Raw genomic sequence first — 19,519 nt, 5'->3', positions numbered from 1 at the left:
ATAATGAAATAAAACACAAAGGAGCGATTAATGTGGTAGGGATCAAAGATATTGCAAAGAAGGCTGGCGTTTCTATTTCTACGGTCTCCTATGCACTTAACAATAGTTCGAAAGTTACGGAAAAGACCAGAGCGAAAATCATGGCGATCGCAAACGATTTAAATTATATCCCGAATATGGCGGCAAGAACGCTGAAAACGAGAGAAACGAAAATCATCGGCGTTTACCTGACTTCGTATGGCGGCGTCTTTTACAGTGAATTATTAGATGGACTTACAAATTCGCTTTATAAGCATGGTTATGAACTGATTGCCTGTAGCGGTAAAAAGAGTCATCGCTTTCTACCCGAAAAGATGATCGATGGTGCGATTATCCTAGATGCCACTTTCCCGACCGAAGAAATCTTGAATTATGCCGATCGCGGACATAAATTAGTAGTCTTGGACCGTGAGATCACTCATGAGAATATCGGTCAGGTATTATTGGATAACCGAGCTGGATCAACACTGGCGATCGATTATCTATCAACCAATTTTTCCGGCGATTTTTATATCGTGACAGGTCCAGATGATTCGTACGATGCAATGATCCGATTGCAGACGGCAAAAGATGAGTTAGCCCGTTTCGGTGATAAAGAAGTGCATATCATTGAAGGGGATTTCAGCGAGGCAAGTGGTGAGCTTGCTGCTAAAAAAATCGAAAAAGAATGGGAAAAACCCGTTTCCGTATTTGCACTCAACGACAATATGGCGATCGGCATGTACCGCCACTTCCAACAAACCAATCTAAAAATCGGTGAAGATATCCGCATCGTGGGATTCGATAATACGCCAATCAGCGAATACTTAAACCCTCGACTTTCGACGATCGAATATTCGAAGTATAAGTGGGGAGCCTTGGCAGCAGAACAGCTGGTAAAATTGCTGGAAGGAAAAGAAGCAACGAATGAGATTATTTATACGACACTGATCACAAGTCCTTCGGTATCGAAGTGACCTAAAGCAAAGACCAACCAGTCATGTTAGCTGGTTGGTCTTTGCTTTAACGCTGATAGTTTTCGATTATATCCTGCATTTGGCGACTAATGCAAAAAAAATAGAGACGGAGCTCCGTCTCTATTTTAAATCAATTCCTAGCTTCGATACTCCCGAACCGTATTTCGAACTGACGAAATACTATAAGCGAGCGTATCCTCGTATTCCGCGTCTTTATCTACATCCAGACGGTCAGAAAACATGGTTTCGTATTCTTCGATCGTCAATTGTTTGCGATGCGCAAGCTGCTCGGCATGCTTTGTTTTTAACAGTTGCTCCTGATAATCTTCTACCAAGCGACCGCTGAAAAACTCTGCCACTGCTCCGGAGCCATAGCTAAACAGACCAATCAAATCGCCAGCTTTAAGATCTTCTGCATTCTCAAGTAACGAAATCAAGCCAAGATACAGAGAGCCAGTATAAAGATTACCGGCTTTGCGGCTATAAGCAATACTTTTTTCGTATTTGGCTAAAATCCGGTTTTGTGCTTCTTCACTTTCACCTTCTAAAATAGCAAGTAAGGCTTTCTTGCCCATTTTTGTATAAGGAATATGAAAGCTGAGTGCCGCGAAATCAGCAAGCGCATGCTGAGAACGCTTGGTATATTCTTGCCAAACAGTTTGGAAAGACTGGATATAAGTTTCTGTAGATAACGGACCGTCGACCATTGGATAGTCATGTCCGACTGGACGCCAAAAATCATAAATATCTTGCGTCAGTGCCAGGCTGTCATCATTAAAAGCAATGATTTTAGGATCAGTAGAGACCAACATCGCGACGGCACCAGCCCCTTGCGTCGGTTCTCCTCCAGAGGCAAGTCCATATTTTGCGATATCGGAAGCAACCACTAGAACTTTGCTTTCTGGATGATTACGAATATGGTTGACCGCAAATTGCAGGGCAGCAGTACCACCATAACATGCTTCCTTGATCTCAAAGGAGCGGGCGAATTTTTGAATGCCTAATAAGCGGTGTAGCACAACAGCGGAGGCCTTGGATTCGTCGATGCCTGACTCAGTTCCGACAATGACCATATCGATCTTGTCTAGGTCTTCCGCTGACAAAATGTTCTTGGCAGCATTCGTGGCAAATGTCACGATATCTTGTGTTTTCGGATTCACTGCCATTTGATCTTGGCCGATCCCGATAAGGAATTTATTTGGGTCAACATCTCTTGCTACTGCTAAGTCAGTCATATCCACAAAGTAAGGTGGGACAAAAAAGCTCATTTTATCTATACCAACGTTCATTGTCATTCTCCTTTATATATAGTATACTTTTATAACTTTACCATAGAATACAAGATTTTAAAAAAGTAAGCTCGCAAAGTTCCACAAAATAACTTTTATTGGGCTTCGCGAGGTGTTTTTATAGAAGAGATGTGATATATTTTAAATGGAGGTGGCGTGGTGAAAGATATCGTGATTATCGATGCCTTGAGAACACCGATAGGTAAGTACCGAGGCCAATTAAGCAAAATGACAGCGGTTGAATTAGGAACTGCCGTTACAAAAGCATTATTCGAAAAAAATGACCAAGTGAAAGACCATGTAGAGCAAGTGATCTTTGGAAATGTCTTGCAAGCAGGTAATGGTCAAAATCCCGCAAGGCAAATCGCCTTGAATAGCGGATTAAGTGCGGAAATACCAGCATCAACTATCAATCAAGTATGTGGATCGGGGCTCAAAGCAATCAGTATGGCTCGCCAGCAGATATTGCTAGGAGAAGCAGAGGTTATTGTTGCAGGTGGCATTGAAAGTATGACAAATGCGCCTTCGATCACTTATTATAATAAAGAAGAAGATACGCTTAGCAAACCGGTGCCAACGATGACGTTCGACGGCTTGACGGATGCTTTTAGCGGGAAAATAATGGGGCTGACTGCTGAAAATGTAGCTGAGCAATATGGCGTCAGTCGCGAAGCTCAAGATGCGTTTGCATATGGCTCACAAATGAAAGCAGCCAAGGCGCAGGAACAAGGTATATTTGCAGCAGAGATCCTGCCCCTTGAAATCGGCGACGAGGTCATTACACAAGATGAAGGTGTCCGCCAAGAAACGACGCTGGAAAAATTAAGCCTATTGCGTACGATCTTTAAAGAAGACGGAACTGTAACAGCCGGCAATGCTTCAACAATCAATGACGGTGCTTCTGCCGTGATTATCGCTTCTAAGGAATTTGCTGAAACAAATCAAATCCCATATTTAGCTATCGTGCATGATATTACCGAGATCGGAATCGATCCAAGTATCATGGGTATCGCACCAGTTTCTGCAATCAACAAACTGATCGATCGTAACCAAATTTCGATGGAAGAGATCGATTTATTTGAGATCAATGAAGCTTTTGCAGCTTCTTCAGTCGTAGTTCAAAAAGAATTAAGTATTCCTGATGAAAAAATCAATATCGGCGGCAGCGGCATTGCACTCGGTCATCCACTTGGAGCCACAGGTGCAAGGATCGTAACGACATTGGCACATCAGCTGAAACGAACACACGGTAGATATGGGATCGCCTCCCTTTGTATTGGTGGCGGATTGGGCTTAGCGATATTAATAGAAGTCCCACAGGAGGACCAACCTGTAAAAAAGTTCTACCAATTAGCTAGAGAAGACCGTCTAGCTAGGCTGCAGGAACAAGCAGTCATTTCTCCGGCAACGAAACACGTATTAGCAGAAATGACATTGCCGGAGGATATTGCCGACAATTTGATCGAAAATCAAATCAGTGAGATGGAAATCCCGCTTGGGGTCGCGTTGAATCTGCGTGTCAACGATAAAAGTTATACTATTCCGCTAGCAACAGAGGAGCCATCCGTCATTGCCGCATGTAATAACGGAGCAAAAATGGCAAACCATTTAGGCGGTTTTCAAAGCGAACTGAAAGACGGATTCTTACGCGGTCAAATCGTGTTGATGAATGTAAAAGAGCCTGCCACAATCGAGCATACGATCACTGCCGAAAAAGCAGCAATCTTTCGTGCTGCAGCGCAAAGTCATCCGTCGATCGTCAAGCGCGGCGGTGGTTTAAAAGAAATAGTAGTCCGTACTTTTGATGATGATCCAACCTTTCTATCCATCGATTTGATTGTGGATACGAAAGATGCCATGGGTGCGAATATCATCAATACGATTTTAGAAGGCGTAGCAGGCTTTCTGCGGGAAATACTCACAGAAGAGATCCTTTTCAGTATCCTCAGCAATTATGCGACAGAATCGATCGTTACTGCAAGCTGCCGCATCCCTTATGAAGCGTTAAGCAAAAAGGGGGATGGAAAACGTATTGCTGAAAAAGTGGCAGCAGCCTCTAAATTTGCTCAGCTAGATCCTTACCGAGCGGCGACCCATAATAAAGGAATCATGAACGGCATCGAAGCAGTGGTGTTAGCAAGCGGTAATGATACCAGAGCGGTCGCAGCTGCGGCACACGCCTATGCCTCGAGAGACCAGCACTACCGAGGCCTAAGCCAGTGGCAAGTGGCGGAAGGTGCGTTACATGGCGAAATCAGTCTGCCACTGGCGCTTGGAAGTGTCGGCGGCGCGATCGAGGTCTTACCGAAAGCAAAAGCTGCTTTTGAGATCATGGGCATCACGGAAGCGAAGGAACTTGCAGAAGTGACAGCCGCAGTTGGTCTGGCGCAGAATCTAGCCGCTTTGAGGGCGCTTGTTTCAGAAGGTATCCAGCAAGGTCATATGTCCCTTCAAGCTCGCTCTTTAGCGCTTTCTGTTGGAGCTACGGGGAAAGAAGTGGAGATCCTGGCGGAAAAACTTCAAGGTAGTCGAATGAATCAAGCAAACGCACAAACCATTTTGGCTGAGATCCGCTCACAAAAAGTAGAACTTTGATCGGAAAGCATGTTTCCTATTTTCTTAGGAAACATGCTTATTTTAATAAACTCCGCCTTTCATGGCGATGCTTTTTTTTAGTAGACATGATATGATGAAATAAGAATGAAATAAAGGAGATAAAAGCATGCTGAATCAAAGATGGAATAAACAGTGGGAAGCGCATGGTTACGAAGCACCTACCGATGTCCAAAAAGCGTTATATCAACCGATAAAAAATGGAGAAGCCATTATTGCTGCTTCCGCTACAGGAACAGGTAAAACTGTCGCTTATCTACTCCCAATGTTAGAAAAAATAACACCAGAGCCGAAGACACAATGGCTGGTTCTGGCACCTGCCCATGAATTAGTCATGCAAATCAGTGATGTGATCCGAAGCTGGATAGAACCAGAAGAAAAAATCGATGTGATGTCAATAATTGGAGGCGCCAACGTAAAACGCCAAATCGAGAAATTGAAAAAGAAACCACAGATCGTGGTCGCTACACCCGGAAGAGCGCTTGAACTGATCAAACAAAAGAAACTGAAAATGCACGAGATCGAAGCAATCACATTGGATGAATCCGATCAGCTGTTGCGTCAAGAAAACTTCGCTTCTACCTTGGAGATCGTAAACAGTGCTAAAAGAGATCGACAATTGATTTTAGTATCCGCGACAAAGTTGGAAGAACCCGAACGTTTCTTTGCACAGGTCGAGAATGAGATCACTTATATCGATATCCAGACTAGTAAACAAAGCACGGATAATATCGCACATCAATACATGGAAGTCGAGCGCCGCGAAAAAGGTAATTTGCTGAAACGATTGTCGTTTGTAAAAGGGATGCAAGCACTTGTATTTGTGAAAGACAAGCCACGAATGGATATTCTGCTTGAAAAATTACAATTTGATGGCGTCAAAGCAGCAGGTATCCATGGCGATATCAATCGTGAAATTCGGAAAAAAGTACTGAGACAATTTAAAAACAAGGAAATCACATTTCTTGTGGTTACAGATGTAGCGGCAAGAGGATTGGATATTCCAGATCTACCATATGTTATCCAATATGATATGCCGCTTGGTGCCCGCGAATATACCCATCGCAGCGGACGTACCGGTCGAATGGGAAAAGCAGGGAATGTGATCACATTTGCCTCTCCACGTGAAATCCGGATATTAAAACAGTATTACCGAGATATGGATGTCAAAGGTCAATTTGTGCAATTTTACCACGGCGAGATTCAAGCCAAGACGACCAAACCGGTTAGAACAAACGTAAATGTCAGAAAACCTCACAAGAAAAAGAAGAAATAAGCTGTTTTATTTAAAATAGTGAACAAAATCTATTGATTGTTTCTAGGCAACCGTTATAATGAAGGTACAGAGATTTGTCTAAAGGAGACGAGTAGATGTCGAGTAGAAAAGAAGAGATACTTGCACTTTTAAACGAATGGAATAAAAATGTTTCAGCAGCCGAAATTGCTGAATACCTCCACATGGACCGCGCAAACAGCAGTCGATATTTAAATGAATTATATAAAGAAAACAAGATCGAAAAAATAAACGGTAAGCCAGTTTTATATAAGTGTCTAGCGCAAGAATTAGAAACGAAAGCTGCAGAAGAATCCGCGGCTTTTGATCGATTGATCGGTTCTGAGGAGAGCCTTAAAGTGAGCATCCAGCAAGCAAAAGCTGCGATGCTTTATCCTCCCCGCGGTCTTCATTCGCTTGTACTCGGTAAAACCGGGACAGGGAAATCACTCTTTGCTGAATGTATGTATTATTTTTCAAAAGAAGTAGGGATGATCAAAACAGATGCTCCATTTATTGCCTTTAATTGCGCGGACTATGCACAAAATCCGCAGCTTTTGTTCGGACATATTTTTGGCGTGAAAAAAGGGGCTTACACCGGAGCAGAAGTTTCTCAAGATGGCTTGCTCAGCAGTGCAGACGGTGGGATCTTATTTCTAGATGAGATTCATCGACTGCCTCCAGAAGGGCAGGAAATGCTTTTCACTTTTATTGACAAAGGAGAGTATCGCCCGCTTGGCGAAAGCGCTGAAGTGCATCATGCAGATGTGCAGATCATCGGGGCCACAACGGAATCGCCAGACAACTTCTTGTTAGAAACATTTACACGGCGCATTCCCATGACGATCACGCTACCTTCCCTAGCAGAACGGAGTTTGAATGAACGCTATGAGCTGATCGAATTTTTCCTGAAACAAGAAGCTTCTCGTTTAAAACAAACGATTCACATTGATCGCAAGACGTTGCTCGCATTTTTACTTTATAAAGCAAGTGCAAATGTCGGCCAATTGCAACGCGATTTGAAACTCGCTTGTGCCAAAGCATTTTTACATTATAAAACCAAAGCGAGCACATATATCCTGATCGAACAAAATGATTTGCCGATCCATGTTCAAAAAGGACTGCTTCATGTCAAAGACGAACCGGATAAAATCAATCGTTTGATCGATATGAACCAAACGATTTTCAAGTTCACCGATACAAGCGCAAAATCTGATCCCGACGAAGATTTTGATGATGTTTACCAAGTCATCCAAGAAAAAGCAGAACGCCTGGAAAAAGAGGGTAAAGATCAGACAGAAATGGAAAAAATGCTTTACATCGATGTCGATAAATATTTTCATGAGTATATGATTCAGCTACCTTCCGAACAAACAGCCAAAGAAATCATTGCGCCGCCGATCTGGGAGTTGGCTGGAGCAATCTATCAGCAAGCAGGCGAAAGTTTGGGCAGGACCTATAACGAAAAAATGCGTTTTGCATTTGCGCTGCACTTGCAAAGTACGATCGAGCGTATCAAAGAACAGAAACATATCATTCATCCCGATCTTAACAACATTCGCAAACGCTATCCCAAAGAATTCCAAGTCGCGATCGATCTTTCCGCAACGATCGAGCAATCGCTGGATATTGAGATTCCATTTGATGAAATCGGTTTCCTGACAATGTTCTTAACAGAAGAAACAGTGGACACCGATAATTCCCCAGAATCACAAGTCGAAGTGATTGTCATGATGCATGGTCGCTCGACAGCAAGCAGCATGGTCGAAACGGTCCAAGAACTACTTAGCATTGAAACCGGTACGGCAATGGACATGCCACTTTCGATGGATGTGCAGACCATGTATGAAAAATTAAAAAATACCGTTAGACAGTTGAATCCACAAAAAGGCGTGCTACTACTCAGTGACATGGGTTCCTTGACATCTTTTGGAAATATGCTGACCGAAGAGCTAGGTATTCGAACCAAAAGCGTTTCTATGGTCAGTACTCCTGTCGTTTTGGAAGCGATTCGCAAAGCATCGATGGGGAGAGGACTGGAAGATATTTACCAAAGTTGCCAGCAGCTTTTCGAAAATAAATACAAAGCACGGGTCTTGCGTGCCAAACCGACAAAAAATGCGGTCGTATTGACTTGTTTTACTGGCGAGGGAGTGGCAGAACAGCTGCGAAGCGTCGTTGCCCCATTTATTGGCAATACCAATGTCGAACTGATCCTGCTGCAGTTCTTGCATAAAGAAGCATTTCGCGAGCGGATCGACCAGCTGATGGAAAACTATAATATCTTGGCCATTATGGGTTCTGTCGAATTTGAATATCGCGATATTCCTTTTTTCAGTGCTTTAGAAGTGCTGTCAGAAGGCGGCATCAATATTATCAAGCGGATCATTAATGATGAAGTCCCTTATGAAAAACTTATCGCTTCCTTAGAAGGCAATCTAAAGGTCGTGGATTCTCCAGAACAGCTTGTTTACTTCTTAAGAAAAGTCATTTCCGAATTGCAAGTCCAGCTTAATATCGTGCTAGACTCCGATGTCGATATCGGACTGATCCTTCATATGGCCTTCTTGATCGAGCGAATTCGACTAGGTGCTGTCGACCGAGAATTTCCTAACCTTAACGAGTTTGAAAAAACACATCTGGTCGAAATGCAAATCACCCAGCAAATGATGGAAAATATTGAAAAAGAATACAGCGTTACGATCCCGCAATCCGAGATCGCTTATTTGACTCAGATGATGATCGCTAATAAAATCAACAGTCCTAGTAGATAAAAAAAACAAGTGTGTAGGTTTACACACTTGCTTTTTGAGATGTGTAACGAAAAAGCACGCTATTGCAATGTAAAAGTTGGCACGCTTTTTGCATTTTTATTTAGTGACAGTTTGAATGGAGGAGGGCATATTATGATTAGAATCATGCTTATTTGTTCAGCTGGCATGTCTACTAGTTTGCTTGTCAAAAAATTAAATGAAGCCATCAAAAAAAAACAAGTCGCTGCGAATGTCATGGCAGTGGCGGAAGTCGATTATGATAAATATCGCGATCAGGTTGACGTCGTTTTTCTTGCCCCGCAAGTCCGTTTTTTAGAAAAAAATGTCAAGCGGAAAATGGGCGAATCTGTCCCAGTGGAAGTAATGGGTGGCATCGATTATGGAACGATGAATGGCGCGAAAGTACTGGAACGGGCAATCGAGCTGGTAGGTGAGAGAAAGAGATAGAAAGGAATGTTGGAAATGGAAGAATTAGAACAAACCATCATGCAATTGATTATTTATGGGGGAAATGCGAAAAGCGATGCCATGCTAGCTATTGAAGCAGCTAAAAAAGGCGATCTGAAAACTGCAGATGAACAAATTAAATTGGCAGATGATGCCTTGCTTGAAGCACATCATTCGCAAACAGCACTAATCCAAGGCGAGGCTCGTGGCGACCGGACAGAAGTTTCTTTACTTTTAGTTCATGCCCAAGACCATTTGATGAATGCGATTACATTCAAAGATCTAGCTAAAGAAATCGTGGAATTATACCGCGCTAAATAAGAAAAGAGGTAGCTAAGATGAGAAAATTAGGAATTTCCGTTTTTCCGCAGCATGTGGAATTACAAGCATCTTTAGATTATATTGAGCTTGCAGCTAAACACGGTTTCAGCAGAATTTTCACTTGCTTGATCTCGGCAAATGACAAAGAAGAATTCAGCAAATTAGAAGTGATCTGCAAACGTGCGAAAGAATTAGGCTTTGAAGTGATTGCCGATGTCGATCCTGGCGTATTTGAGTCCCTTGGTATTACGTATCGGGAATTAGAAAAATTTAAGGAGATCGGTCTAGCGGGGCTGCGTCTCGATATGGGATTCTCCGGTGCGGAAGAAGCGATGATGTCTTTCGATGATACGGATCTGAAAATCGAATTAAATATCAGTAATGGGACAAGATATGTAGAAAATATTCTCTCTTATCGTCCCAATTTAGCGAATATAGTTGGCTGTCATAATTTCTATCCACGTAAATATACAGCGCTTAGCCGAGAGCACTTCCTAAAAACGAGCAAGCAGTTCAAAGACTTGAATATCCGCACAGCGGCTTTCGTTTCATCAACTAGCGGAGAGTTTGGTCCTTGGTTTGTAGTAGACGGAGGACTGCCGACATTAGAAGAACATCGCGGCTTGCCGATCGCCGTACAGGCAAAAGATCTATGGAATACCGGTTTGATCGATGACGTGATCGTTGGCAATATGTTTGCATCCGAAGAAGAACTGCAATCTCTAGCGGCACTGAACCGCAATGAATTGGAATTGACAGTCGAATTTTTACCAGAAACTACGGCGACAGAAAAAGAATTGGTACTGACGCAAAAACATTTTAATCGTGGCGATGTTTCTGACTATGTTATTCGTTCCACAATGACACGTGTCAATTATAAACAGTTCGATTTCCCAACTCACGATACAGACACGATCGAACGCGGCGACATCACCGTTGATAATAATGGGTATGAACGCTATAAAGGCGAGATGCAAGTAGCACTTCGGCAAATGAATAATTCCGGCAACACAAATATTGTAGCCAGAGTCATCCCTGAAGAAAAATATCTGCTAGATAGCATCCTGCCGTGGCAGCATTTCCGCGTTATCGAAAAATAAAGCGAAAAGACCAAGCATTTGTAACGAATGCTTGGTCTTTTTAATCATCATAAAATTTGATTTGGCCTTTGATATCTTTTTCTGTGATATGGTATTTTTGAACAAACCGCTCACGCTTGCGATATTCGATATGATATCCGGCAGCGATACCAATAATAATAATGACCAGTACTCCTGCTGTGATAAGAGGACCCCACATCATCGGCATCATTCCTTTCGTCTTCGATACGTAATTTAGTATAACCTAAGAAGGTGCTCAGAACAACGGATGAGAACTGACAAAACAGCATATTTATGCTATATTACAGAAGTAAACTGTTTAAAGGAGGGCTGATAATGAAAAAAATAGTAGATGTCGTCATTGTAAGCTTTTTACTTATTATTCTTGTTGGCTTCACTCTCCTAATTCCGTTTGCACTTTATCTGCTTGCCTTTGGTGGCTTAAATTTCTTACCATTTATCGACATCACGATCGTCAACCCGCTAGACTTTGTAGGAAACGGCGTCATCCTAGGAATCTCAAGCGTTGTTTATTTATTCTGTCTTGATATCAGCTATGAATTCACCTTGCAACCATACATGCCCGAAACTGGATTTGCCAAACACGTGGTGAAAAACATTGTCGGTCTTTTTTCCATGATCGCCTTCGCTTTTATTTACTGCTACTTTGCACCAAGTATCCAGGCAACGGATGTTGGAGCACTCATTGTCGGCGTGTATTTCTTTGCTTTATTCACCATCTGCAATATTATTTTCGACTTATTTATTGAAAAACGAATACATCCGTAAGAAATTGCGCTGTAAACGGAATTTTGATACAATAGAATAGTTGTGTATTACCCCCTTAGTTAAGTGGATATAACAAATCCCTCCTAAGGATTAGTCGCTGGTTCGACTCCGGCAGGGGGTGTAATTTAGATTGCTGTGCTCTATATGATCACAGCTTTTTTGAGTAAGAAATGGAGAGGAGCCAACAGGTTGAATCTAATAATCGCTAGCGAATTCTCGAAATTTGATATGGTATATACAATAGGCTTTTTCGCCGTAAATGTTTTTGTTTTATGTCTTATTATCTACATTGGGATAGCTGTTTACAGACATAAAAAGAAACCGAAGTAGAGAGCTACTTCGGTTTGGACGCTGCTAAACTAGTAGCGTTTTTTTATTTCACCTTTTTCCCCAACGATTCGATCGTTTGAAGTGATCGTCCTGTTCCGATTGCAACGGATTCCAGCGGGCTTGGTGCCATGTGGACAGGTACGTCGATTTCTTGTTTAAGCCAATCTTGGAAGCCGTGTAAAAGGGAACCGCCGCCGCTAAGGATGATGCCACGATCAACGATGTCGCCGCTGAGTTCTGGTGGGCATTGTTCCAATGTATGACGAATCGCTTCCAAAATACGGTTCAATGTTTCGGTCAGTGCACGCTGGATCTCGGTAGATTCTACTTGGATCGTTTTTGGCAGACCAGTTAGAAGGTCGCGACCGCGAACATCAGAAGTGATAGTTTCGTGCGTGATTGGCGCATAGCCAAGTTCCATTTTGATGCGTTCAGCAGTTGCCTCCCCGATAAGCACATTGTAATTTTTACGAATGTATTGAATGATTTCTTCATCCATATGATCGCCGCCGGTACGGATGGATGTGCTAGAAACGACACCGCCATACGAAATAATCGCGATTTCAGAAGTTCCGCCGCCGATATCAACAATCACATTTGCGATCGGTTCGTCGACCGGCAGGTCTGCTCCGATTGCTGCTGCAACAGGTTCTTCGATCAATGTGACATTTTTTGCACCTGTAGAGCGTACTGCATCTTGGATCGCACGTTGCTCTACAGATGTAGCACCGGTAGGCGTACAAACAACGACATTAGGTTTACGGATGTTGTTGCCGGATTTACTGCCGATTCGGCGCATAATGGCATTAAGTAGACCACTTGTTAAATCAAAATCTGCAATGACACCATCTTGCATGGGACGGACAGCGATAATGTTGGCCGGTGTTTTTCCGATCATTTCCTTAGCTTCATGGCCGATTGCCAGTACTTCATTCGTTTCACGATTCAGTGCAACTACAGAGGGCTCATTCAAAATGATTCCTTTTGTTTTGCTGTAAACTAGAATATTTGCTGTTCCTAAATCGATTCCTATCGTTGTAGTTCCAAACATTTTTCCACCTAACTTTCTAATAATACGAGATTTTTCAAAAACTCCCTTTCCAGTATAAAGGAATTTGGGCAATATGTTGGGTATACAATAAAGTTGACATGAAATAGTAAAAAAGTTTAATACATATTGCCCAGAAATAATGCAAAGCGTCATTAACTTGTAAAAAAAGAAACGACAGCTTGCCATCTACCACGGATCTGAAACTGGTAAAAATCATTACTTTTTTCTCTCTCTAGTGTCATTCTAACAAATCAACGCTGTTTTTCAAACAAGAAGTACATATAGTAATAAACAAAACCGCTGAAGATCGCCAAAATACCAATGATAATAAAAGTGAGTGGATAGTCGATCACAGAAGCTAGTGTGATCGCAAAGGGTGCGACCACCTTTCCTACCGTATAACGCAGACTGGAGGCAGAGAAATACATACCACGTAATTTTTCAGGCGCGATAATAGAAATAAAATTCTGTTGGATCCCAACGGTCATCAATTCGGCAAAGCTGAACAGGATGATCGCGATAATAATACCCCAAGGCCCAGCGGAGAAACCAAAAATAAAGAGTGCGATCCCGTAAAGAAAGGAAGAATTCATAAAAACGAACTTCTCTTTGAACCGCGAGATCTGCCGGGAGATAATGACAGTAAACGTAGCAACGATAAAGCCGTTCAACGCTACACTAACGCCAAATAGCTGCTCGCTGCGCAATGAGAAGTGAAAAAGCGAGCTGGTTCCGATCACATCTTTAATGTAAAGCGGGAATAATAGATCCAGCTGCATAAAGGCTTGTGCGATGATGATTCCGGCTACGATAAATAGTAAAAACACTTTATCTTTGAAAATGATCTTATATTGACTGACTTGCTCCCGCAAAGCTTCCCACACCGTTTTTTTGATTTTTCCCTCTGGATGGAGTACGAGCGGCGCCGTTTCATGACCGAATTTTTGCAGCAATACAAGCAGCAGCAGGTCGGCAAGTGCGATTGCCACAAGGGTCACAACAGGATAATTATAGAAAACGACCGAGCCGATAATCGGACCGATGACGACGGCTACATTGATCATCATATAGAAAACAGCGTACACATGCGAGCGGTGTTCTGCAGCAACCACATCTGCAATCATTGCTTGGCTGGCAGGCTGATAAAAAGAAGTGAATACGCTAGCGATCGTAAAGCCGAGAAAACCGAGATAAGGTTGGTGGAAACTTTCTGTAGCGCTGAAGGCAAACAACAAGAAACCAAAACATTCGCCGATCACCGAAATGCTCATCATCTTTTTCCGGCCAATATTATCAGCAAAATACCCTCCCAATAGACCAGTGAACACAGTGAGTACCTGAGAACCGATCAGTAGAAAACTAGTGATCTGAATACCAAGTTCTTTTGAAAAATAAATCGTTAAAAAGGGGAAAACTGTCCAAAAAGAAATATCAAGTAACGCTTCCCCGAACAACCGTACTTTTAAATTAATATCCCAAGTATTGAATTTCATCATATACCTTCTTTCTCTCTATAAAATAAGACCCTTAAAAACATTAAGTTTCTAAGGGTCTGTATCGCTTAGGCATATGTTATAACGTAAAAGGTTAGAATGCCCAATCTCCATTTCGGAAAACGGGAACTGAGTCGCCAGATTGTGTGATACCGTCAATATCCATTTGAGCGGAACCAATCATGAAGTCGACGTGCGTACGACTATTATTGACACCCATTTTTTCTAACTCTTCGCGGGACATTTCCTCGCCGCCTTTTACATTAAAGGCATACGCGCTACCAATAGCCAAGTGGTTAGAAGCATTTTCATCAAACAGCGTATTGTAGAAAAGAATACCTGATTGCGAAATAGGGGAAGGATCTGGAACCAATGCAACTTCGCCAAGATAATGCGAACCTTCATCAGTTTCAATCAAGTTTTTCAAGATTTCTTCACCTTGTTCTGCTTTTACATCAACGATACGGCCTTCTTCAAATGTGATGGTGAAGTTATCGATGATATTGCCACCATAGCTAAGTGGTTTCGTGCTGGAAACGTGACCAGATACAGCATACTTATCCGCACAGCAGAAAACTTCTTCTGTCGGCATGTTTGCCATAAATTCATGTCCCTTTTGATTATAACTGCCAGCTCCGACCCATAAATGGTTTTCCGGCAGTCCGATGTATAAATCAGTGCCGGGAGCAGTATAGTGTAATGTTTTAAATTGTTTTTCGTTCAGTTCATCCGCCTTAGCAGCTAGATTTTTATCATGTGCTTTCCATGTTGCAACCGGATCATCTGTGTGGATACGTGTGTTTTGGAAAATAGCTTCCCACAATTTATCCACTTGTTCTGATTCTGCTGCATCTGGAAATACTTTTTTCGCCCATCCTTCTGAAGCAGCAGCGACAACAGTCCAGCTCACGGTGTTCGACATCATTAATTCGCGGTACTCGGCCAGTGCATCGCCATTAGCGCGTTGGTTAGCGGCAATTTTAGCACCGTCGACGCCTTTGAGTAGATCAGGATCTTCCGAAGTGATGGAAATAAAGCAAGCACCTTCTTTAGCTAATTCTGTCAATTTTGCAGCGCGGTGTTTATCCGGCGTTTCAAAGACAGCGAGGGGAGCATTGTTATAGCGAAGTGCCGTTACTTCTGAATCGGACCAGTTGATAATGACATCTTTTGCACCTGCTTCAAACGCAAATGCTGTAATAAGTCTAGCAAGCGGTGCGTTTTCAAGTGTTGCATTAACAACTACTTTTTGATCAGGTTGTACGTTCACGCCAACCTCCACGATCAGTTTTGCATATTTTTTTAGATTTTCTTCAAATGTTGCCAATATAATTACACCTCTTTTTTTTTCTCAATATTGAAATTGTAGCTTAAAGGGCATGAGAAAGCAACTCCATGAGATCGAAACTTCAAAAAAAACAGAAAAATCAAAGCAAAATAAAAAGCCGACCATTATTTAGGTCGGCTAAATCGATTATGCGTTTCCTAAAAGGGCATTCGCATAAGTTTTCGCATATTCTTCTGCTTTAGCAACATCGTCTTCATCTGGATCAAGATCGACTTTAAAACCTGCCACAGGAACGGTCGCTCCTTGTTCCTTCAATCTTGTTTCCACAAGATCTACTGTCAGGCAAAATTCATCGTAGAATGTATCACCTGAACCAAAGGAAGCACAGACCATGCCGCTGAAATCGACATCCGCCATATCTTCATAAAAATCAACAAATTCGTCCGGTAATTGGCCATCATCATAGGTATAGCCGCCAATCAATGCACCATCATATTCCAAAAGATCTTCTGGAGTAACAGAGATACATTCTTCGATCTCGACTTCGATATCGTATTTTTCCAATTCTTCGCCGAGAATATCAGCGATTTCCTCAGTATTACCAGTCATACTCGCATATACAATCATTACTTTTGCCAACATTATCACCATCTTTTTTAGTTTTATCATCTGCTAGACCAAGTGGATGATCTGTCCTTTACGCACTTTTTAATAAAGCTGCCAAAAGAAACGAGTCCGTAGCACTTGAATCCTACCCTATAATCCAGATAATTATAGCAAATATCCGGAAATGAAAGCAAGTCCTTCTTACATTTTTCATTCGTCAGATACAGATAATGATGCTATAATAAAAGGCAGTGAAATGTAGAGAGAGGGGAAAGAAAGATGATCACACTGAAATCGAGACGAGAAATCGATGAAATGAAAAAAGCGGGCGATATCTTGGTAGCGACGCACAAAGAGATCAAAAAATTGATCAAACCCGGGATCACAAGCTGGGATCTGGAAGTATTTGCCGATGAATTTATCCGTAAACACGATGCGATACCGGAACAAAAAGGATTTGAAGGTTACGAATATGCCATTTGTGCAAGTATCAATGATGAGATCTGCCACGGTTTCCCGCGGAAGAAGAAACTGAACGAAGGAGATCTGATCACGGTCGATATGGTCGTGAATCATCATGGCGCACTTGCAGACTCTGCTTGGAGCTATGGTGTGGGGGAAGTTTCGGAAGAAGTTGCCCGATTAATGGAAGTAACGCGTAAATCGCTTTACTTGGGAATTGAACAAGCACAAGTCGGTAACCGTATCGGCGATATTGGGCATGCGATCCAAAGCTACGTCGAAAGTCAAAATCTATCTGTTGTCCGGGAATTTATCGGACATGGAATCGGACCAACGATGCATGAAAAGCCAGAAGTCCCACATTACGGCAATCCTGGCAAGGGACCGCGCTTGAAAGAAGGAATGGTTATTACGATCGAACCGATGGTCAACACAGGCGGCTGGAAAGCTAAAATGGATGATAATGGCTGGGTAGCAAGAACCGTTGACGGTTCGCTATCCGCACAGTATGAGCATACTTTGGCGATTACCAAAGATGGTCCGGAAATATTGACGTATCAAGGCGAAAACGATTAAAAAATGAACCAACTATAGGAGAGAACGAGAATGGGCGAGAAAATGGCAGTTTGGCGGTCTAAAAAGCCGTATACCAAAGATTTACTGGTGCAAGGATTGCGGAAATTAGGTGTGAGGAATGGGGACACGCTCATTTTCCACTCCGCAATGGGTCAGGCAGGCTGGGTTTGCGGTGGCGCGGTCACTTTTATTGAAGCGCTACAGGAAAGCGTCGGGACAGAAGGCAATCTTGTCATGCCATCGCAAACAGAGAATCTTTCTGATCCCAGTACGTGGCAGAACCCGCCCGTTCCGGAAGAATGGTGGGAAACGATCCGCCAAGAAATGCCTCCCTTTCATAAAGCGAAGACGCCTTGCTATCGCATGGGTGTTATTCCCGAAACGTTCCGTTCTTTTCCAGATGTAGTTCGCAGCAGTCACCCTTTGCATTCTTTTGTGGCATGGGGCTCGAAAAAGGAATGGCTTGTAGCAGACCATTCTCTTGGTCACGGATTTGGAGAACAGTCGCCGCTTGCTAAATTATATCAGCTGCGGACGAAGATCCTGTTGCTCGGCGTAGACAACGATAATAATACTTCGCTCCATTTGGCAGAAGAACGTGCCGGTACAGCGAAAATAGTGGTCAGACGAGCGCCAGTCAGCCGGCAAAAAGTAACGCAGTGGGCAGAATTTGAAGAGCCTGATTATGACAGCGATCGATTTCTCGAGATCGGGACTGCATATGAAAGAGCAACGCAGTATCATAAGCAGCGATTTGCAGGAGCACCTTGCAAATTGTATGAAATGCGCGAACTGATCGATTTTGCAGTGGATTATTTGCAGAAAAAAGACTCAGATCCTTATGAAAAATAGGATCTGAGCCTTTTACTTGCGTATCGCTTTTAATTCTTCTGCAAATAGTTGCATATCGCGCGGACTAAAGTTCGCTTTGCGATCGATAAGCGTATAAAGATCAAGCAATGTGTCGTAGTGGATATTTTCCAGCTGTAGATTTTCAAAAACGCCAGCATTTACCATTTTCAGTTTGGTCGTAATTGTTTTAATCATATAATCCACATTTTCTTGCGTGGGATTCGTTAAGTCCATTGCGGCACCTCTTTCAGGTTCAATAGAAAGATTTTATCATAATTCTTTCGTCTAAGCTAGTAGCTGGGCGTTTGGAGCCTCAGAAATTGGGGAATTCACTAAAAAACGGGAGGGATCAATATGCTTACGAGGTTCATGCACTCAGATTTTTTTCGCTTTGTGCAATTATTATTAGCGCGAATGAAAAAAAATGACGTCACCGGGAATGCTGCGCAGTTAGCGTATTATATGCTATTTTCTATATTTCCACTGTTATTAGTTGCTGTAGCTTTACTTGGTTTTTTAAATTTAGACAAAGATTCGATATTTCAAATGGTAGAAGACTTTGCTCCGAAACAAATCATTGATTTTATCCAGACAAATTTGGATCAAGTGCTTTCTAACCGGAGTGGCGGATTATTGTCAGTTGGTATCTTGGCAACGTTATGGTCGGCATCAAACGGGATGGCGGCTGTGATGAAAGCTCTGAATAAAGCGTACGGGATCATTGATCGCCGCAACTTTATCATCCAAAAATTATTATCCGTTTTATTTACCGTTGCGATGTTGGTAACCGTTGCGATCACATTAGTATTGCTTGTTTTCGGACAGCAAATCGGGGACTTTTTACTACACTCTCTACATATGCCAAGTCAGGTGATCGATGTTTGGAATGGACTACGTGAACTGCTCTCGGTTCTTGTGATCTTGGTCGTATTTACATTCTTATACTGGTTTGCACCTAATCGCAAGGGGACGATCAAAACAGTGTTGCCCGGAGCTTTGTTCGCTTCGATTGGCTGGAGCCTTGCTTCGATTGGTTTCGCTTTTTATGTCAATAATTTTGGCAACTACACAGCAACCTACGGCAGTATCGGGATCGTGATCGTTCTCATGCTATGGTTTTTCCTAACAGGCATCATATTGATCGTTGGCGGCGAATTAAATGGGACACTTGCTTTTATCAAACAAAAGAAAGAAGTAGGCGATTTGAATTAAAAAACAGGTACTCCAATGAGTACCTGTTTTAAATATAGGCGGGGCAAG

General features: G+C 42.5%; 18 protein-coding genes, 1 tRNA gene and 1 pseudogene. 13 read left to right on the top strand and 7 right to left on the bottom strand.

What is annotated here, in order from left to right; genetic code table 11:
- The first annotated feature begins 32 nt into the window (after positions 1-32).
- Positions 33-995, top strand: a complete 963-nt coding sequence (locus tag HMPREF0556_RS05430) for a LacI family DNA-binding transcriptional regulator (RefSeq protein WP_036107380.1) — start codon at positions 33-35, stop codon at positions 993-995.
- Positions 996-1,132: 137 nt separating this feature from the next.
- On the opposite strand, the gene HMPREF0556_RS05425 is transcribed toward HMPREF0556_RS05430, so the two are convergent.
- Positions 1,133-2,284, bottom strand: a complete 1,152-nt coding sequence (locus tag HMPREF0556_RS05425) for a hydroxymethylglutaryl-CoA synthase (RefSeq protein WP_040486499.1) — start codon at positions 2,282-2,284, stop codon at positions 1,133-1,135.
- 159 nt (positions 2,285-2,443) lie between these two features.
- On the opposite strand from HMPREF0556_RS05425, the pseudogene HMPREF0556_RS13565 reads away from it, so the two are divergent.
- From HMPREF0556_RS13565 to HMPREF0556_RS05395, 7 genes and pseudogenes are all read left to right on the top strand, one after another.
- Positions 2,444-3,595, top strand: a pseudogene (locus HMPREF0556_RS13565) (thiolase family protein); the annotation flags it as partial.
- Complete coding sequence (locus HMPREF0556_RS13560; protein WP_241762097.1) at positions 3,572-4,879, top strand: hydroxymethylglutaryl-CoA reductase, degradative; 1,308 nt, start codon at positions 3,572-3,574, stop codon at positions 4,877-4,879. The pseudogene HMPREF0556_RS13565 and the gene HMPREF0556_RS13560, both read left to right, overlap by 24 nt.
- Before the next feature lie 127 nt (positions 4,880-5,006).
- Positions 5,007-6,173 carry a DEAD/DEAH box helicase gene (locus tag HMPREF0556_RS05415; protein ID WP_003756253.1) on the top strand — a complete coding sequence of 389 codons (1,167 nt, stop codon included), beginning with the start codon at positions 5,007-5,009 and terminating at the stop codon, positions 6,171-6,173.
- Between the two features lie 95 nt (positions 6,174-6,268).
- On the top strand, positions 6,269-8,944 hold the full coding sequence (locus HMPREF0556_RS05410; protein WP_003756252.1) for a sigma-54-dependent transcriptional regulator: 2,676 nt from the start codon (positions 6,269-6,271) through the stop codon (positions 8,942-8,944).
- 132 nt (positions 8,945-9,076) lie between these two features.
- Positions 9,077-9,391 carry a PTS sugar transporter subunit IIB gene (locus HMPREF0556_RS05405; RefSeq protein ID WP_040486498.1) on the top strand — a complete coding sequence of 105 codons (315 nt, stop codon included), beginning with the start codon at positions 9,077-9,079 and terminating at the stop codon, positions 9,389-9,391.
- 15 nt (positions 9,392-9,406) lie between these two features.
- Entirely contained in the window at positions 9,407-9,712 is a 306-nt protein-coding gene (locus HMPREF0556_RS05400) for a PTS sugar transporter subunit IIA (RefSeq protein ID WP_126320406.1), read from the top strand.
- A gap of 17 nt (positions 9,713-9,729) precedes the next feature.
- Complete coding sequence (locus tag HMPREF0556_RS05395) at positions 9,730-10,812, top strand: DUF871 domain-containing protein (RefSeq protein WP_003756247.1); 1,083 nt, start codon at positions 9,730-9,732, stop codon at positions 10,810-10,812.
- Positions 10,813-10,852: 40 nt separating this feature from the next.
- Here the strand turns inward: HMPREF0556_RS05395 and HMPREF0556_RS13410 are convergent, their stop codons facing one another.
- On the bottom strand, positions 10,853-11,014 hold the full coding sequence (locus HMPREF0556_RS13410) for a hypothetical protein (protein WP_159099862.1): 162 nt from the start codon (positions 11,012-11,014) through the stop codon (positions 10,853-10,855).
- Positions 11,015-11,148: 134 nt separating this feature from the next.
- On the opposite strand from HMPREF0556_RS13410, the gene HMPREF0556_RS05390 reads away from it, so the two are divergent.
- Together HMPREF0556_RS05390 and HMPREF0556_RS05385 are read left to right on the top strand one after the other, a co-directional pair.
- Positions 11,149-11,601 carry a hypothetical protein gene (locus HMPREF0556_RS05390; protein WP_036107362.1) on the top strand — a complete coding sequence of 151 codons (453 nt, stop codon included), beginning with the start codon at positions 11,149-11,151 and terminating at the stop codon, positions 11,599-11,601.
- Positions 11,602-11,650: 49 nt separating this feature from the next.
- A tRNA-Arg gene (locus HMPREF0556_RS05385) sits at positions 11,651-11,722 on the top strand.
- A gap of 252 nt (positions 11,723-11,974) precedes the next feature.
- Here HMPREF0556_RS05385 and mreBH read toward each other — a convergent pair.
- The 4 genes from mreBH to HMPREF0556_RS05365 all read right to left on the bottom strand — a co-directional run bounded on the left by mreBH (position 11,975) and on the right by HMPREF0556_RS05365 (position 16,402).
- Positions 11,975-12,982, bottom strand: a complete 1,008-nt coding sequence (mreBH, locus tag HMPREF0556_RS05380) for a rod-share determining protein MreBH (protein WP_036107337.1) — start codon at positions 12,980-12,982, stop codon at positions 11,975-11,977.
- Between the two features lie 251 nt (positions 12,983-13,233).
- Entirely contained in the window at positions 13,234-14,475 is a 1,242-nt protein-coding gene (locus tag HMPREF0556_RS05375; protein ID WP_040486497.1) for an MDR family MFS transporter, read from the bottom strand.
- 94 nt (positions 14,476-14,569) lie between these two features.
- Complete coding sequence (locus HMPREF0556_RS05370; RefSeq protein ID WP_003756236.1) at positions 14,570-15,802, bottom strand: aminopeptidase; 1,233 nt, start codon at positions 15,800-15,802, stop codon at positions 14,570-14,572.
- Between the two features lie 147 nt (positions 15,803-15,949).
- Positions 15,950-16,402, bottom strand: a complete 453-nt coding sequence (locus HMPREF0556_RS05365) for a flavodoxin (protein WP_040486621.1) — start codon at positions 16,400-16,402, stop codon at positions 15,950-15,952.
- A gap of 246 nt (positions 16,403-16,648) precedes the next feature.
- Here HMPREF0556_RS05365 and map point away from each other — a divergent pair, with 246 nt between their 5' ends.
- Together map and HMPREF0556_RS05355 are read left to right on the top strand one after the other, a co-directional pair.
- Positions 16,649-17,407, top strand: coding sequence for a type I methionyl aminopeptidase (map, locus tag HMPREF0556_RS05360; RefSeq protein ID WP_003756233.1), 759 nt, complete (start codon positions 16,649-16,651; stop codon positions 17,405-17,407).
- 30 nt (positions 17,408-17,437) lie between these two features.
- Complete coding sequence (locus tag HMPREF0556_RS05355) at positions 17,438-18,259, top strand: AAC(3) family N-acetyltransferase (RefSeq protein ID WP_003756231.1); 822 nt, start codon at positions 17,438-17,440, stop codon at positions 18,257-18,259.
- 12 nt (positions 18,260-18,271) lie between these two features.
- On the opposite strand, the gene HMPREF0556_RS05350 is transcribed toward HMPREF0556_RS05355, so the two are convergent.
- Positions 18,272-18,493, bottom strand: coding sequence for a DUF1128 domain-containing protein (locus HMPREF0556_RS05350; RefSeq protein ID WP_003756230.1), 222 nt, complete (start codon positions 18,491-18,493; stop codon positions 18,272-18,274).
- A gap of 120 nt (positions 18,494-18,613) precedes the next feature.
- Here HMPREF0556_RS05350 and HMPREF0556_RS05345 point away from each other — a divergent pair, with 120 nt between their 5' ends.
- Positions 18,614-19,471, top strand: a complete 858-nt coding sequence (locus tag HMPREF0556_RS05345; RefSeq protein WP_003756229.1) for a YihY/virulence factor BrkB family protein — start codon at positions 18,614-18,616, stop codon at positions 19,469-19,471.
- Positions 19,472-19,519: the final 48 nt, after the last annotated feature.

It is taken from the genome of Listeria grayi DSM 20601, from assembly GCF_000148995.1.
Classification (GTDB): Bacteria; Bacillota; Bacilli; order Lactobacillales; family Listeriaceae; genus Listeria; species Listeria grayi.
Note: the sequence above shows the minus strand (reverse complement) of the source record. Positions and strands in the feature narration are given on the sequence as shown.

Bases quoted from the DNA above. Each gene is read 5' to 3' on its own strand.
- map (WP_003756233.1), top strand. From the start codon at position 16,649: ATGATCACACTGAAATCGAGACGAGAAATCGATGAAATGAAAAAAGCG.
- HMPREF0556_RS05395 (WP_003756247.1), top strand. From the start codon at position 9,730: ATGAGAAAATTAGGAATTTCCGTTTTTCCGCAGCATGTGGAATTACAA.
- HMPREF0556_RS05410 (WP_003756252.1), top strand. From the start codon at position 6,269: ATGTCGAGTAGAAAAGAAGAGATACTTGCACTTTTAAACGAATGGAAT.
- HMPREF0556_RS05355 (WP_003756231.1), top strand. From the start codon at position 17,438: ATGGGCGAGAAAATGGCAGTTTGGCGGTCTAAAAAGCCGTATACCAAA.
- HMPREF0556_RS05375 (WP_040486497.1), bottom strand. From the start codon at position 14,475: ATGAAATTCAATACTTGGGATATTAATTTAAAAGTACGGTTGTTCGGG.
- mreBH (WP_036107337.1), bottom strand. From the start codon at position 12,982: ATGTTTGGAACTACAACGATAGGAATCGATTTAGGAACAGCAAATATT.
- HMPREF0556_RS05390 (WP_036107362.1), top strand. From the start codon at position 11,149: ATGAAAAAAATAGTAGATGTCGTCATTGTAAGCTTTTTACTTATTATT.
- HMPREF0556_RS05345 (WP_003756229.1), top strand. From the start codon at position 18,614: ATGCTTACGAGGTTCATGCACTCAGATTTTTTTCGCTTTGTGCAATTA.
- HMPREF0556_RS05405 (WP_040486498.1), top strand. From the start codon at position 9,077: ATGATTAGAATCATGCTTATTTGTTCAGCTGGCATGTCTACTAGTTTG.
- HMPREF0556_RS05415 (WP_003756253.1), top strand. From the start codon at position 5,007: ATGCTGAATCAAAGATGGAATAAACAGTGGGAAGCGCATGGTTACGAA.
- HMPREF0556_RS13410 (WP_159099862.1), bottom strand. From the start codon at position 11,014: ATGATGTGGGGTCCTCTTATCACAGCAGGAGTACTGGTCATTATTATT.
- HMPREF0556_RS05425 (WP_040486499.1), bottom strand. From the start codon at position 2,284: ATGAACGTTGGTATAGATAAAATGAGCTTTTTTGTCCCACCTTACTTT.
- HMPREF0556_RS05400 (WP_126320406.1), top strand. From the start codon at position 9,407: ATGGAAGAATTAGAACAAACCATCATGCAATTGATTATTTATGGGGGA.
- HMPREF0556_RS05350 (WP_003756230.1), bottom strand. From the start codon at position 18,493: ATGGACTTAACGAATCCCACGCAAGAAAATGTGGATTATATGATTAAA.